Origin of the sequence: Hydrogenophaga sp., from assembly GCF_018780385.1 — a bacterium.
Classification (GTDB): domain Bacteria; phylum Pseudomonadota; class Gammaproteobacteria; order Burkholderiales; family Burkholderiaceae_C; genus Hydrogenophaga.
In genome coordinates this window covers 1-14,776 of record NZ_JADMJO010000140.1, presented here as the reverse complement: position 1 = coordinate 14,776, position 14,776 = coordinate 1, and the positions used below count along the sequence as shown (strand labels likewise).

The window sequence follows — 14,776 nt, the reverse complement described above, 5'->3', positions numbered from 1 at the left end:
CGAGTAGGGCTCGTAGGCGTCGGCGTACACCTTGTCCAGCGTGGGGCCCATCACGAACAGGGTGAGGAACAGCGACAGGCCGACGATCACCTGGTTGGGCGGGGCCGACTGCGTGCCGAGCGCCTGGCGCAGCAGCGAGAGCACGATCACGATGCGGGTGAAACCCGTCATGAGCAGCAGCACGGCCGGCAGGAAGGACAGCGCGGTGAAGAACAGCAGGGTCTGGATCGGCACCGAATAGCTGGTGCTGCCAGTGCCCTGGCCGATCATCAGCGGTAGCGAGGGGCCGGTGGTGGCAGTTGCGGCTGCCGGCACGGCGGGAATGGGCAGGGCCTGGGCCCACACGCCGGCGGCGCAGAGCGCCAGCGCGCCGAAGAGCAAACCGCCTCGCATCAGATTAACGGGGCGCATGGGGGGCCTTCATGAGTTGCGAGAGGCGCGCGGCGAAACCGGTGACGGGCGCGGAGGGATCGACAGGCACGGCGGGCAGATCGGCCGGCAGCGGCATCTGGTGCAGCGCGGTCACGCTGCCCGAGGCCACACCCAGCACCAGGCAGATGCGGTCAGCGCCGTCACCCACCTGCACCGTGACCACGCGTTGCTGCGGGCCCAGCGACAGGCTGGAGAGCACGCGCAGCGCCGGGCCGCTGTGGCCGGCAATGCCCGGCAGGCGGCGGCGCGCCCACTTCAGGGCGAAAGCCATGCCCACCATCAAGGCGAGCAACAGCAGCGCGGGCATCGCGTTTTGCAACATGGGTGTTAGAGAGAAGGGGGTTGAAACCAGGGATGACGAGGGTCCGGCTCCGCCGGCCCCAGGCATCGCCCCCCTCTCAGGGGGGTGACGCCGAAGGCGGCGCGGGGGGTGACGTGACCCGCGGTCACGTCCTGCTCACTCTTCGCATGCGTTCAGACGGAGTGACGATGTCGGTCAGGCGGATACCGAACTTGTCGTTCACCACCACCACCTCGCCCTGGGCGATCAGGTAGCCGTTGACCAGCACGTCCATGGGTTCACCGGCGAGCGCATCGAGCTCGACGATGGAGCCCTGCGCGAGCTGCAGGATGTACTTGATCGGCACGCGGGTGCGACCGAGTTCCACCGAGAGCTGCACCGGGATGTCCAGCACCATCTGGATGTCGTGCATCGGGTTGCTGCCGGCCGCGCCCGAGGGGATGGGCGTGGCGTTGGCGTCGAACACGTGGGGGCCGTCGTTGGCGCCGCCGCTGGTGCTTGACTGCTCCTCCAGGGCCTGCGCCCAGTCGTCAGCAATGGATTCTTGCGAAGGGGTGTCAGTGGACATGGTTTTCTCCGAGCCAGTTCGAATCGATTCCGCGCAGATTGCGCTCCACGCGAAGTGCGTATTTGCCTTTGTGGGTGCCGTATTGGCCTTCAAAGATCGGCACCCCGTCCACGTGCGCCTGGATCGTGGGGTTGCGGTCGAGCTCGATGAAGTCGCCGATCTGCATGGAGAGCAGTTGCTCCACCGTGGCCTCCGTCTGGGCCAGCTCGGCGACCATGGTCACCTCGGCGGCCTGGATTTCGTGGCTCAGCAGCTTGACCCAGCGACGGTCGACCTCGATGGCGTCACCCTGCACGCTGGAATACAGCACGTCGCGGATCGGCTCCAGCGTGGCGTAGGGCATGCAGATGTGCAGTGAGCCGGTGATGTCGCCAATCTCCAGCGTGAAGCTGGTGGAGACCACGATTTCGCTGGGGGTGGCGATGGTGGCGAACTGGGGCTGCATCTCCGAGCGCTGGTAGGCCAGCTCGATCGGGTACACGCCGCGCCAGGCCTTCTTGTATTCCTCGGCCACCACGTCCACCAGGCGGTTGATCACGCGCTGTTCGGTGGGCGAGAAGTCGCGGCCTTCGATGCGGGTGTGGAACTTGCCGTTGCCGCCAAAGAGGCTGTCGATCACGCCGAACAGCAAGGTGGGCTCGCACACCACCAGGCCGTTGCCGCGCAGCGGGCGGATGGCCATGATGTTGAAGTTGGTCGGCACCACCAGTTCGCGCAGGAAGGCGCTGTACTTCTGCACCTGCACGGCGCCCACCGAGATCTCGGGGCTGCGGCGGATGAAGTTGAAGAGGCCCAGACGCAGGTTGCGCGAGAAACGTTCGTTGACGATCTCCATGGTGGGCATGCGCCCACGCACGATGCGCTCCTGACTCTGCAGGTTGTAGTCGCGCACACCGCTGGTGGGCACATCTTCCTTGGCGAGCTTCTGGCTCTCGCCCGTGACGCCTTCGAGCAGGGCGTCAATTTCTTCCTGGGACAGAAATGCGTCGGCCATGGTGTGTCGTTCCGGTTACTGAACGATGAGGCTGGAGAACAGAACCGCCTGCACGGGGTTCGGCGGCGCTGCGGGCTTTTTCTTCTTCTTCGCCGCGCCTTCGACTTCGCCGGCGTCCTGCCCGGCCACCACGTAGCCCATTTCCTTGGAGATGGCGGCAATGATGTCGTTGGACAGCTTGGCCTTGCCTTGCACCTGCAGCATCTCGTCGGCGGTGCGCTGCGAGATCAACAACAGGATGGCGCTGCGAATGCTGGGCATGTAGGCCTTCACGTCGGTTTCGGTCTTGGCGTCCTGCAGTTGCAGCGTCAGGCCCAGCTGGATGAAGCGCGTGCCACCGGGGTCGGCCAGGTTGACCACCATGTTTTCCAGTGGCACGAAGGTGGGGGCGTGTTTGGGGTCCTTGGCCTGGTGGGCAGCCACGGGTTCCTCGTCCACAGATTCGTCGTCTTCGGCGGCGTTCTTCTTCATGATGAAGAGGGCAGCACCGGCACCGATCAGCGCCAGCAACACCACGCCGATGATGATGAACAGCAGCTTGCGGCTTTTCTTCGGCTTCGCAGCGGGAGCAGCGGTGGCGGTGACAGTGGCGGCGGCAGCAGACATGGGCATCCTTCAGAAGGCCCTCGCTGGGAGGAGGGCGTCACACGTGGAAAACGTGTGGGGTTTGAAGAATTATTGAGCGCTGCCCCGGGTGCCGGTCGCCGGATAAGCGCCTGAAAAGGCGCTTATTCAAATGTTCAGGCGAACACGTCCAGCGGCTGGCTGCCGTCGGCTCGGGGACCGATCGGGGTGGAGTGAAGTGCGGCCGGAGCGGGAGCTTGGTTGGTTGAAGCCACCCCCCGCACACCGTTCTGCCGCGCCGCTCCCTCATCGCCCCGCGAACCCTGCTGGCCCTGCGCGCCCACCGACACGCCGCCGAGCTGGATGCCGCTCTTGCCCAGCAGGTCGCCCAGCGACTCGCCCGCGTGCTCGCGCAGCGAGGCGCGTGCCTCGGCGCTGTCGGTCTTGAACTCCACCTGCACTTCCTGACCCTTCATCGAGAGCTGGATGTCGATGGCTTGTTCGCCCGCTTCGCCGCCCACGCGCAGGCTGGCGTGGCGCAGGTGCTGGGTGCCCCAGTGGGTCACGGTGGGTTCTTCGCCGGCGTTGGCCTCGACATAGGGGGTGTCGGCTTGTCCATCGGCCTGGTCGAAGGCGCTGGCGTCCGACCCGGTGCTGTCCGAACCCATGGCGCCCTCGCCCGACGCCGCACTTGGCAGGGCCGTGGCCGCATCGGGGGAGCGGCTGGCGGCACCGCCCGATGCGGGCAGGCTGAAGCCTTCGGTGTTGGCTTCGCGCAGTTCGGCGGTGGCCAATGGCACGCCCGGCGCCACGCCGAAACGTTCGTTCAGCGCCACGGTGCTGCGCACCTGCGATGCGGGGTGTGCGGCCTGCTGAATCGCCTGGGTTTCGGTGCTGGCCAGTGAGGCATGACGCCACTGCGTTCCGGCCACGCTGCTGGTGGTTGTGTCGGCGGCCCGCGCCGTGGGTGCAAACGGGGCGCCCGGGCGCGCGGCGTTGGCCGGCAGGGCCACCGATCCCTTGGAGGCGATGTCCAGCGGGGTGGACTCCACCGGTGTCATGTCCGTGATGTCGATCTTGCCTTCGGCGGACAGTGCATCGGCGCCGCCGCTGGCAGTGGCGCGGTCGGCCGACCAGGCGGCGCCGGGCAAACCGATGTTGCTTTCAGCTCCCTGGGTCCCGGCCTTGGTGCCTGGAGACACGTCAGCCGCGACGGGCAGGCCCCAGCTCATGAGCGCGGTCAATGGGTTCTCGAGGCCGTCCTGGGCCTCCTTGTCGCGGGTGGCGTTGTCATTCAGCGCTGCACTGGCCGCGGTGGCGGCCTCGGGCAGCACCTGGGTGTTGGTCAGCAGGCTGAGCAGGCTGGAAAAGATGTCGCCACTCTCTGGCTTGCGGTCCTGCGCACGTGCGCCGGCCTGAGCCGGTTTGGCGTTGGCCTCCACCGGTTTTGGGGAGGTGCTGGTCACGGGGGTGCTCATGTGCGGAGACCTTCCTGTTGGGCCCGGGCCAGGCTCTGGCGCAGGTGGATGGCCAGGGCCATCTCGTCGGTGTTTTTCTGGTCCTGGCGCTGCACGCGGTGTTGCACCGCCATCTGCTTGCGTTCGGTGAACTTGCGCAGCCCGGCCACGTCGCGTTCGCACACGTGCACCTGCCCCTGGGCGCGTTCGATGAGCTCCATGCGTTCGCGCAGCACACCGCGCTGGAAGTCCAGCGCGTGGTCGATCTTGGCCATGAACTGGCGGTGGTGCATGAGCAGCGCCATGTCGACACCGACGCTGCTGCGAGCACTCCAGCGTTGCTCGGCCTCCTGTGCGTAGGCTTGCAACTGGTCCATCTGGTCCTGTGCCTGATGCAGTTCGCGCTGCATCTGGCCCAACGCACCCAGCGCCTCGTCGCGGCGCTTCTCGGCGATTTCAACGACCTTGTTGAGCGTCTGGATCGTGGTCATGCCTGTTTGCCTTCATAGGGGTTGTGATGGGGGCGGGACTGGCGCTGCGTGTTGCCGGTTCGGTCCTCCTGCAGAGCGGTCTGCAGCTGCTGCAGGCTCTCAGGCAGGGTGGCGGCTTCGTGCATGTCCTGCATCAGGAAACGCTGCAGCGCCGGGTACAGCACGATGGCGCGGTCCGTCTCCGGATCGCTGCCGGGCACGTAGGCGCCGAGCTGGATCAGGTCGCGGCTCTTGATGTAGCGCGAGTACATGCCGCGGAACTTGCGGGCGAGCTCCAGGTGCACCGCACCGGCCACGTTGTGCATCACGCGCGAGGCCGAGGCCTCCACGTCGATGGCCGGAAAGTGACCCGATTCGGCCAGCGAGCGAGACAAGACGATGTGGCCGTCCAGGATGGCGCGCGCCGCGTCCGCAATCGGGTCCTGCTGGTCGTCACCCTCGGAGAGCACGGTGTAGAAGGCGGTGATCGAGCCCACGCCGTTCAGGCCGTTGCCGCTGCGCTCCACCAGCTGCGGCAGCTTGGCAAAGCACGACGGTGGGTAACCCTTGGTGGCCGGTGGTTCGCCGATGGCCAGCGCGATCTCGCGCTGCGCCATGGCATAGCGGGTGAGCGAGTCCATGAGCAGCAGCACGTCCAGGCCGTCGTCGCGAAAACGCTCGGCGATGGCCGTGGCGTAAGCCGCGCCCTGCATGCGCACCAGCGGCGGTGCGTCGGCCGGAGCCGCCACCACCACCGAGCGCTTGCGGCCCTCCACGCCCAGGATGTCTTCAATGAATTCCTTCACCTCGCGGCCACGCTCGCCGATCAGGCCGACCACGATCACGTCGGCTTTGGTGTAGCGCGCCATCATGCCCAGCAACACGCTCTTGCCCACGCCGGAGCCGGCGAACAGGCCAATGCGCTGGCCACGGCCCACGGTGAGCAATGCGTTGATCGCGCGCACGCCGGTGTCCAGCGGTGTGCGCACCGGGTCGCGGTCCATGGCGTTGAGCGGCGCGCGGTCCATCGGCTCGATGTCCACGTCGGTGATCGGACCCTGGTGGTCCATCGGGTTGCCGTGCGAGTCGACCACACGCCCCAGCAAGCCCTTGCCCAGCGGCAGGCGCAGCGTGCCCCGGTCGTCGGGGGACGGTGGCTTGTTGGCGTGGCCCACGCGGGGCACGGTGCGGTAGGGTGCCAGTGGCGTCACGCTCGCGCCGCTGGAGAGACCGTGCGTGTCGCCCGCCGGCATGAGAAAGGCGCGGTCGTTGGAGAAGCCCACCACCTCGGCCAGCACCGGTTCGCGGCTGCCGTTGCCGATCAGACATTGCGAACCCACCGGCACCTTCAGGCCCACGGCCTCCAGCACCAGACCGGCCAGGCGGGTGAGCGTGCCGCGCACTTCCAGCGGGGTTTCCACGCTGGCGTTCACGCGCACATCGTCCATGAAATTGCCCCAGCGGCTCTCGGTACCAAACGTGCTGTCAGACATCCGCGTTCCCCGGGTTCCAGGCCACGTTCATGCCGAGGTTGCCCACAGCACGCGACCAGCGTTTTTCGATCGTGGCGTCCACCGCCGAGGTGGCCGACTCGATCAGGCAGCCACCGGGGCTGATCTGTGGATCGGCCACGAACTCGGGCAGCGGACTGTTGAGTGTTTCCTGCAGCACGCCCTTCATGAGCGCGAGGTCGCCCGGGTTCATGCGCACCGTGGCGGGCAGACCGTCGTCGACCAGTTGCGTCAGGGCTTCCGCGATCACCGGCTTCAAGTGCTGCGGGTCGCTGGTGATGGCCTGGCGCACCACCTGGCGGGCCAGGTCGCAAGCCAGTTCAAGAATGTGGCGCGAGATCTTTTCTTCGCTTTTCTTCAGATGGTCTTTGGTGTTGTGCAGCAGTTGGGCCATGCGCACCGCGGTTTCTTCTGCGGTCTTGCGCACGGTGGCCTCGAGCGCATCGCGCACTTCGTGGCCACCGGCCTCATGGCCGCGTTCAAAGCCCTCGGCATACGCCTGTTGACGGGCTTCCTGCAAGACTTCGCTGGTCACACCCTCGCTCTTGTCCGGGCCCTGGGTGTGCATGTTCTCTTCGCTGCCGTCCACCGCGGAGAAGTGCCAGGCAGCAACGCCTTCGATCTCTTCGCGTGGAATGAAGCGGGAATGGGGATTGGGTTTAGACGAAGGCTTCATCTTCCCCTCCTCCGCCGATCATGATCTGACCCTCATCGGAGAGGCGGCGCACGATCTTCAGGATTTCCTTCTGCTGCGTCTCCACTTCCGACAGGCGCATCGGACCGCGCGATTCGAGGTCTTCGCGCAGCGCTTCGGCGGCGCGGGTGGACATGTTGGCCAGCACCAGTTCGCGCAGTTCGTTGGTGGCGCCCTTGAGCGAGACCACCAGCGCATCGGTGGCCACTTCCTTCAGCACCAGCTGCACCGACTTGCCGTCGAGCTTGAGCAGGTCTTCGAACACGAACATCTTGTCCATGATCTTCTGCGCCAGCTCGGCGTCGAACTCGCGGATCGAATCGATCACCGAGGTCTCGATCTGGGTGCCCATCATGTTGATGATCTCGGCGGCGGTCTTCACCCCACCCATCGAAGTCTTGCGGATCTTGTCGCCACCAGCGAGCACCTTGAACAGCACCTCGTTGAGGTCTTTCAGGGCCGTGGGCTGGATACCCTCGAGCGTGGCGATGCGCAGCATCACTTCGTTGCGGGTGCGTTCGGTGAAGTTCTTCAGCACGGCGGCGGTCTGGTCGGCTTCGAGGTGCACCAGGATGGCGGCCACGATCTGGGGGTGTTCGTTGCGCAGCAGCTCGGCAATCGATGCCGGGTCCATCCATTTCAGGCTCTCGATGCCCGAGACGTCACCGCCTTGCAGGATGCGGTCGATCAGCAGCGCGGCTTTGTCGTCGCCCAGCGCGCGCTTGAGCACCGCGCGCACGTAGTTGTCGGTGTCGGACACCAGCAGGCTCTGCGAGGATGCCGCGCCGGTGAACTTCTGCATCACCTGGTCCACGCGCTCGTGCGACACCGAGCGCGTCTTGGCGATGGTCTCGCCCAGCTTCTGCACTTCTTTCGGGCTGAGGTGCTTGAACACCTCGGCCGCTTCTTCCTCGCCGATCGACATGAGAAAGATGGCGGCGTCCTGAATTCCCTGGTCTTCCATGTGATTTTCTCAGTGGGTGTCTGTGTGATGGGGAGCGCTTGGTCAGGCCGGCGATTCGCCATTCACCCAACCCTTCACGATGTTGGCGACGGCCATCGGGTTTTCGAGTGCCAGGCGCTTGGCGTCGGTGATGCGCTGGGTTTCCGGCGTGGGCTCGTTGCTCGGCATGGGCAGGCCGGGACGCTCGGGGGCTTCGTTGAGCATGGCGCTGAGCGGTTGCAGTTCGGTCTGCTGGCGGCGCACGGGTGTCTTGATCAGCTTGAGGCCGGGTCGCACCATGCCCATGAGCACCAGCAGACCCAGGCCCACCATGCCGATCGGCCAGGCCAGGCCGCGCAGGAATTCCTGGTTGTCGGCCTGCTGCCACCAAGCGGGTTCGCTCACTTCGCTGGTCTTCTCGACATTGAAGGGTGCGTTGACCACGTTCACCGAATCACCACGGTCCTTGCTGAAGCCGATGGTCTCGCGCACCAGGGCGGTCATCTGTTCCAGCTGCGCGGCCGGAATGGCCACGGTGGTTTCCTTGCCCGCCTTGTCGGTCGTGGTGCGGTGGTTGATCACGACCGCAGCGCTCAGGCGCTTGATCTGCCCGCTGGATTCGCGCACCACCTTGACCGTCTTGTCCACCTCGTAGTTCACCACCGACTCGCGGCGCATGTTGCCCGGTTTGTCGGTGCCCTGGCCGGCCACGCCCACCGGCGCGGCGGCGCCGTTGACGGGCGCGGTGCCGGTCACAGGCGGCTGGTTGCTCACCGCGCCGGGCACGCCCGACGGGGTGGCGCTGGCGGCGGCGCCGTCGACCACCGTCTGCTGGCTGCGCACCGCGCTGGTGTCCGGGCTCTGGTTGGGCTTGTGTTCTTCGCTGGTGGACTCGACCATCGAGAAGTCCACATCGGCACTGACCTGCGCCTTCACGTTGTTGCGGCCCACCAGGGGCTCCAGCATGTCCATGATGCGGCGGGTGTAGAGCTGTTCGATCTGCTGGGTGTACTGCAGCTTCTGCGTGTCGGCGCCCTGGGCTTGCGCGTCGGCCGGGGCCGAGAGCAGGCTGCCGGCGTCGTCCACCACGCTCACCGCCTTGGGGTTCATCTCGGGCACGCTGGAGGCCACCAGGTGCACGATGCCGGCCACCTGGGCGCGGTCAAGCGTACGGCCGGGGTGCAGCGTGAGCAGCACCGAAGCGCTGGGCTTTTGCTGTTCGCGGAAGAAGCCGTTCTGGTTGGGCAGGGCCAGGTGGATGCGCGCGCTCTGCACGGACGAGAGCGACTGGATGGAACGCGTGAGCTCGCCTTCGAGGCCGCGCTGGAAGGTCAGGCGTTCCTGGAACTGGGTCATGCCGAAGCGGTTGGCTTCCATCTGCTCGAAGCCGGTGACCGATCCCTTGGGCAAACCTTGGGAGGCCAGGCGCAGGCGTGTGTCGTGCACCTTGTCGGCCGGCACCAGGATGGCCTGACCACCTTCGGCGTGTTTGTACGGCACGTTCATCTGCGAGAGCTGCGCCACCACGGCACCACCGTCCTTGTCGCCCAGGTTGGCGTAGAGCACACGGTACTCGGGCTGGCGGCCCATGAAGAAGAAGGCCAGGGCGATCGCCAGCAGGGCGAGCGCGCCCAGACCGAGCTTGATCTTCTGGGCTTGGTCCATGCGCGAGAGGCCTTCGCCGAAAGCGCTGCGGCTCGCGGGCTGGAGTTCTATCGGTGCCAGGGTGGTGCTCATGGGTGCAGGGCTCGGGTAGAAGGTCGGTTTCGGGGTGATGGTCATCCCGTTGCAACCGATTATTCGGCCCCACCCCCTGCGCCATATCCATGAAAAGGCCGTGCTTTGTGCCCTTATTCCCGCCGCGTTCTCAAGGCCGTCCCCCTAGCATCGACGCATCCCCTTTGTGGAAGGAATCTGCCATGGACATGCGCATCTCCCCTATGACCAGCCAGGCACTGACCGGTGTCGGTCAGACCGCCCTCAAGCGCCCCGGCGGCGTGGGCGGCGTTGAAGGAGGCTTTGCCGCCAACTTCAAGGACGCCCTCAAGAGCGTTAGCGCCTCGCAAGACGAAGCCTCGCGCCTGCAGACCCAGGTGCAACTGGGCAACCCCAAGGTGAGCCTGGAAGAAACCATGCTGGCGATGCAGAAGTCGCAAGTCGGGTTTCAGGCCACGCTGCACGTCAGAAACAGAATGGTCCAAGCCTACACAGACATCATGAACATGGGCGTTTAGAGGCCCCCCTGCGCCGCTTCGCGGCTTCCCCCCGTGGGGGGGACGATGCCTGCGGCCTGGCGGAGCCAGTTCCGCGGCATCTCTGGGTTCGGACATTGCGCTCCGGACCCATTTTGTTCTCCGTTTTTTCTGTCTCGTTCAGTGCATCGGTTGCGGTTGGTTGCGGTCGATGAGTTGTGAGAGGTCGTTCAACCACGGCTCGGCCAGGCAGCGGATCTGGGCGTCGGTGCGCAGGATGCGCTGCATGATCTTCGTCTTTTCCCTGCGGTCTTCGGGGGCGAGTTCGTCGGTTTTCGACTTGTAGCGCAGCTGGGCGATCAGCACCGCGCAGGCGCCTTCCAGACGCACCACCTGGTCCCAGTTTTCCGTCTTGGCGGCCTCGAGCATCTGACTGCTCGTGCGTTCGATCGCTTTGTAGTAGTCCAACAAGCTGTGCTCCATGTCAGGCCCCTGGGCCCGTGGCGGGCGTTGCGGCGGTAGCGCCTCGGATCTGCTTCCACGAATCGGCCAGCGGTTCGATCAGGCCGATCACCTCGTTCACCAGTGCGCGGTCGTTGCGCAGGTTGGCCAGGGTCAGGCGCTGCACGGCGTAGCCGTACAGGCCGCTCAGGTTCTTGGCCAGGTCACCACCTTGCGCCATGTTCAAGCCGCCTTTGAGGCCTTCTTCCAGGATGCGCACGGCCTTGCCGACGGCCATGCCCTTGGCTTCGATCTCGCCACGCTCCATGGCGCCGCGCGCCGCGTTGAGCGACTGGATGAGGCCGTCAAACAGCATGCCCACCAGCTGGTGCGGGTCGGCGGTGCTCACGCCGGTGTCGGCGGAAATGCGTTTGTAGGCGGAGGCGGCTCGTGAGTTCACAGAGGTAAACATGGCATCGGTTCCTTGTGTCTGATACCTTTCAGTATCGGCACGCACCGGGGGGACTGTAGGCACCTTGGCGGGGAAATGAGGGGTGAATGCGGAAGGGGATTTCATGGGGATGTGACCCTGAACATGGCCTCATGAGGCACGTGAAAAACCCGACCGGGCAGGGGGGCTGCGCAGGGTCGGGTCGGCAGAGGCACCCCGGCGCATCAACCGGTGTTCTTGTTCCACAGCGTGACCTGCTGGTTCACAAAAGCGCTCAGGCCGTTGAGACGTCCCACCGCCGCGTCCATGGCGTTGTACTGGGCCAGCAGCCGCACCTCGGCGCGGGCCGCGCGCTCGATCACTTTGTCTTGTTCCTTGGTGTTGCGCTTGACGGCGCTTTGGAGCGACTCGGTCCTGGTGCTGACCAGCCCGTCCACGGACAGCAGCCCGTCGGCGAAGGACTTGATCTTCAAACCGAAGCCCTGGCTGCCCGCATCGCCTGCGGTGGTGAAAAGTGCCTTCAAGCCGTCCAGGTCGTTCAGAGCTGCATCGAGCTTGTCGGCCTTGATCTCCAGGTTGCCACCCTCCTGGGCCAGGATGCCCACGTCCGCCAGGCGCGAGAAGGGGCTGCTGGCCGTCACTGAGCGCATCATGCCGCGCAACGCGTTCTGCAGGCCAATGGCGGTGCTGTCACCCTGCAGTGACCCCGCCACCTTGGTTTCAGGGTTGTACTTGATCGCGTTGGTGAGCATCGTGTTGAGCGTGTTGTAGGCCGTCACAAAGGCCTCCACGTTCTTTTTCATCGCAGCGGTGTCGTTGCTCACCCCGATCTCCACCGGCGCGGTGGTGACTTGCGAGAGCTGCAAGGTGAGTCCGGGCAGGGCGTCGCTGAGCTTGTTGCTGGCCGAGGTGATGGCCACGTTGTTCACCGTGGCCAGCGCGTTCAGGGCCTGCTGTGTTCGGGTGGCGCCGGTGGCGGTGCCGGGGTCGTAGGCCAGGCGCGAAAGCCCGGCCGCGTCGTTGGGCAGGCCGTCGTCGTCCGTCACCTGCACGCGAAACGCTTTCTCTTCACCGGTGTCGTTCGAGCGCATCAACAGGCGTTCACCCGACGCATCACGCAGCACGGTGGCGCTCACGCCGGCACCGGCTTCGTTGATCTTGGCCGCGATCTGAGTGAGTGTGTCGGTGGCTTCCACCGCCACGTTCACGGCGGCGCCAGCGCCAGGCGTGAAGGTGTTGCCGCTCCATCCACCGAGCTGAATGCTCAGCGAGCCCGAGCCCATGGAACCTCCGAGCGGGATGGCCGCCGAGGCGGTGGATTGGGCCTTGGCCAACTGCTGAACTTCGATGGAGAGCGATGTAGACGCCGCACCGGCGGCGGCGGTGACACCGACCGCAGCGGTGTTGGACGAGGTAGCCGTGACCGTGTTCCAACCGGCGGAGGTGGAGAGCTTGGCCGCTGCGTCGCCGAGGCTGGCCACCATCGACTTGATGCTGCCGTAGACCGAGAGCTTGCTCTGCATCGAGTTCGCCTGGGTCTGCAGGGGCGCCAGTGGCGCACGCTCCAGTGCCACCAACTGGGAGACGATGCTCTTGACGTCGATGCCGCTGGCAAGACCAGGGGATGAGATGGTGGACATGAGCTTTCCTTTTCGGAATGAACGCAGTGCACGCGGAAGGCATGCACTCGGTTGATGCCGCAAGTGGCAAAGCGGCGGGGCGGAAAACCGCCTCCGCCGCCCGGGTCACCGTGCCCGAAGGCGCGATGACCGTGGTTGCTGCGAAATCAACGCAACAGGGCCAGCACGCCCTGCGGTGCCTGGTTGGCTTGGGCGACCATGGCGGTACCGGCCTGCTGCAGAATCTGCGAGCGCGACAGGTTGGACGTCTCCTTGGCGAAGTCGGCATCCACAATACGGCCGCGGGCGGCAGCGGTGTTTTCTGCGGTGATCTGGATGCTGCTCACAGCGTTCTCGAAGCGGCTCTGCAGGGCACCGAGGTTGGCGCGCGAAGTGTTCACGCCCTCCAACGCCTTGTCGATCTGCACCAGGGCGGTCTGCGAGTTGTTGAAGCTCTGCACATTCAGACCGGCGATACCGGTGGTGGCGACCGCTGCGGTCGTGCCGGCAGCGAAGCCCGCGATCGGCACCGTAGCCGAAGCGCCGGCCACGACGATGCTGCCGGACGTGCTGCGCAGGCTGATCTGGCCGGTGGCTGCGTCGTAGGCCGCACCCACGTTGGTCTGGGCGGAGACCTTGTTGATGGCCGAGACCATCTGGTTGGCGCGCTCGCCGGCGCTGCCGGCAGCGCTCACGGCGCCGATGTCGATACCGTTGATCGTCACGCCACCTGCAGGGATGGCCGTGGCGAAACCCGTCAGGCCGCTGGCGGCCACTGAAGCGGTGGCGATGTTGGTCGTGCCGCCCAGGTTGGCGAGGGTCACGTCGGCAATGCTGGAGACGGTGATGGTCTCGCCGGCGTTGGCGCCGACCTGGAAGGCCTGCGACGAGAAGCTGCCGTCCAGCAGGCTGGTGCCGTTGAACTTGGTGGAGCCGGCAACGCGGCCGATCTCGTCCTTGAGCGCAGTCACTTCGGCGTCGAGTGCGTTGCGGTCGGTCTGGTTGTTGGTGGCGTTGGACGATTGCACGGCCAGTTCACGCATGCGCTGCAGCATGTCGCCGACTTTTCCCAGTGCGCCTTCAGCGGTCTGCGCCAGCGAGATGCCGTCGTTGGCGTTGCGGGCAGCCACGTTCAGGCCGCGCACCTGAGCGTTCATGCGCTCGGAGATGGCGAGGCCAGCGGCGTCGTCCTTGGCGCTGTTGACACGCAGGCCCGAAGACAGGCGTTGCATGGAAGTGGCCAGCGAGCCTGCCGACTGGGTCAGGTTGCGCTGGGCGGTCATCGACATCACGTTGGTATTGATGGTGGTCATAACTAACTCCTAAAAGTGGATAAAAAGTAATCCGGCATTTCTGCCAATCTCAACGCCAGCCAGAAGGCTGGCCGCCATGACCGGAGCTGGCTGCACGCGCCGGATGGACCCCAGGTCTCTTCCAACTCGCCGCTTCACTTGCCGGACGACGAACCTTTTTAGAAGTCCGTTGAGTTCAATTTCGGAGACCTGGACGGATTCTTTAGCCCTGCTTGAAATTCGTTTCGCAGATAAGACGGTGCCGAGGGGCTCAGTTCGGTGCTTTGGCGGGGCTGGTGCCGGGGTTGCGCCACAGGCGAGCTGTGCGCTCCTGTATCTATCGGTGGGTGCGTGCGAGACCTGAAGCACCGCGCCCGCCCTGGGTGGCACCTTCAGTGGCAGGACCGATTTGAGAACCAAAGACGTAGGCGATTGGATGACACGAAGGTGTTGCACTCCTGACACCCGTTACAGCCGTTTACTGATTCAAGAATTTTTACCGCTCGACACAATTACACACATCGGGTCAGGAGTTGTAAGCAAGTCGCCAACAACCCAGACCCCTCTACCGAAGGAAGACATCATGGACAGCGAACAACTCCTGGCTGAAATCCGCGAAGCCAATCTGACCTACCTGATGCTGGCGCAGAACCTGATCCGCAAGGACCGCGCCGAAGCACTGTTCCGTCTCGGTCTGACCGAAGAAGCCGCCGACCTGCTGGGCATGCTGTCCACTGCGCAGCTGCTCAAGATCGCATCGTCGAACATGTTGCTGTGCCGCTTCCGTGTGGACGACGACCTGGTGTGGAACCTGCTGACCAGCCACAACGTGAAGAAGGTGGACAAC

At 65.3% G+C, this 14,776-nt stretch carries 16 protein-coding genes and 1 pseudogene; 2 read left to right on the top strand and 15 right to left on the bottom strand.

From position 1 onward, the window contains the following. The 11 genes and pseudogenes from fliP to fliF form a co-directional block, all read right to left on the bottom strand. Positions 1–411 (bottom strand): annotated as a pseudogene (gene fliP, locus IV113_RS24915) (flagellar biosynthetic protein FliP); the annotation flags it as partial. Further along, on the bottom strand, positions 398–754 hold the full coding sequence (locus tag IV113_RS24910; RefSeq protein ID WP_291090952.1) for a flagellar biosynthetic protein FliO: 357 nt from the start codon (positions 752–754) through the stop codon (positions 398–400). The pseudogene fliP and the gene IV113_RS24910, both read right to left, overlap by 14 nt. Before the next feature lie 124 nt (positions 755–878). Further along, on the bottom strand, positions 879–1,301 hold the full coding sequence (gene fliN / locus IV113_RS24905) for a flagellar motor switch protein FliN (RefSeq protein ID WP_291090951.1): 423 nt from the start codon (positions 1,299–1,301) through the stop codon (positions 879–881). Continuing rightward, positions 1,291–2,295: a flagellar motor switch protein FliM gene (gene fliM / locus IV113_RS24900; RefSeq protein WP_291090949.1), complete on the bottom strand. Its 1,005-nt coding sequence runs from the start codon at positions 2,293–2,295 to the stop codon at positions 1,291–1,293. The genes fliN and fliM overlap by 11 nt, the downstream gene beginning before the upstream one ends. A gap of 15 nt (positions 2,296–2,310) precedes the next feature. After that, the gene (locus IV113_RS24895) at positions 2,311–2,901 is read right to left on the bottom strand and encodes a flagellar basal body-associated FliL family protein (protein ID WP_291090947.1); all 591 of its coding nucleotides are present in this window, start codon (positions 2,899–2,901) and stop codon (positions 2,311–2,313) included. A 134-nt stretch (positions 2,902–3,035) separates the two neighbouring features. Then, positions 3,036–4,337 (bottom strand): flagellar hook-length control protein FliK, encoded by a 1,302-nt coding sequence (locus IV113_RS24890; protein WP_291090945.1) that lies wholly within the window; start codon positions 4,335–4,337, stop codon positions 3,036–3,038. Further along, positions 4,334–4,807, bottom strand: a complete 474-nt coding sequence (gene fliJ / locus IV113_RS24885) for a flagellar export protein FliJ (protein WP_291090943.1) — start codon at positions 4,805–4,807, stop codon at positions 4,334–4,336. Before fliJ ends, IV113_RS24890 begins: the two co-directional genes overlap by 4 nt. Then, positions 4,804–6,234: a flagellar protein export ATPase FliI gene (gene fliI / locus IV113_RS24880; protein WP_291090954.1), complete on the bottom strand. Its 1,431-nt coding sequence runs from the start codon at positions 6,232–6,234 to the stop codon at positions 4,804–4,806. Before fliI ends, fliJ begins: the two co-directional genes overlap by 4 nt. A 37-nt stretch (positions 6,235–6,271) precedes the next feature. Then, the gene (locus IV113_RS24875; protein WP_291090941.1) at positions 6,272–6,973 is read right to left on the bottom strand and encodes a FliH/SctL family protein; all 702 of its coding nucleotides are present in this window, start codon (positions 6,971–6,973) and stop codon (positions 6,272–6,274) included. Further along, positions 6,957–7,955 (bottom strand): flagellar motor switch protein FliG, encoded by a 999-nt coding sequence (gene fliG / locus IV113_RS24870; RefSeq protein ID WP_291090939.1) that lies wholly within the window; start codon positions 7,953–7,955, stop codon positions 6,957–6,959. The genes IV113_RS24875 and fliG overlap by 17 nt, the downstream gene beginning before the upstream one ends. Before the next feature lie 42 nt (positions 7,956–7,997). Further along, entirely contained in the window at positions 7,998–9,671 is a 1,674-nt protein-coding gene (gene fliF, locus IV113_RS24865) for a flagellar basal-body MS-ring/collar protein FliF (protein ID WP_291090937.1), read from the bottom strand. Between the two features lie 182 nt (positions 9,672–9,853). Here fliF and fliE point away from each other — a divergent pair, with 182 nt between their 5' ends. Then, positions 9,854–10,168, top strand: a complete 315-nt coding sequence (fliE, locus tag IV113_RS24860; RefSeq protein ID WP_291090935.1) for a flagellar hook-basal body complex protein FliE — start codon at positions 9,854–9,856, stop codon at positions 10,166–10,168. Between the two features lie 138 nt (positions 10,169–10,306). Here the strand turns inward: fliE and IV113_RS24855 are convergent, their stop codons facing one another. From IV113_RS24855 to IV113_RS24840, 4 genes are all read right to left on the bottom strand, one after another. Next, complete coding sequence (locus IV113_RS24855) at positions 10,307–10,609, bottom strand: flagellar protein FliT (RefSeq protein ID WP_291090934.1); 303 nt, start codon at positions 10,607–10,609, stop codon at positions 10,307–10,309. 1 nt (position 10,610) lies between these two features. After that, positions 10,611–11,039, bottom strand: a complete 429-nt coding sequence (fliS, locus tag IV113_RS24850; protein WP_291090932.1) for a flagellar export chaperone FliS — start codon at positions 11,037–11,039, stop codon at positions 10,611–10,613. A gap of 203 nt (positions 11,040–11,242) precedes the next feature. Continuing rightward, positions 11,243–12,658 (bottom strand): flagellar filament capping protein FliD, encoded by a 1,416-nt coding sequence (gene fliD, locus IV113_RS24845; protein WP_291090930.1) that lies wholly within the window; start codon positions 12,656–12,658, stop codon positions 11,243–11,245. 146 nt (positions 12,659–12,804) lie between these two features. After that, positions 12,805–13,950, bottom strand: a complete 1,146-nt coding sequence (locus IV113_RS24840; protein ID WP_291090928.1) for a flagellin — start codon at positions 13,948–13,950, stop codon at positions 12,805–12,807. Positions 13,951–14,512: 562 nt separating this feature from the next. On the opposite strand from IV113_RS24840, the gene flhD reads away from it, so the two are divergent. Continuing rightward, on the top strand, positions 14,513–14,776 hold a 264-nt coding region (flhD, locus tag IV113_RS24835), incomplete at its 3' end, for a flagellar transcriptional regulator FlhD (RefSeq protein WP_291090926.1).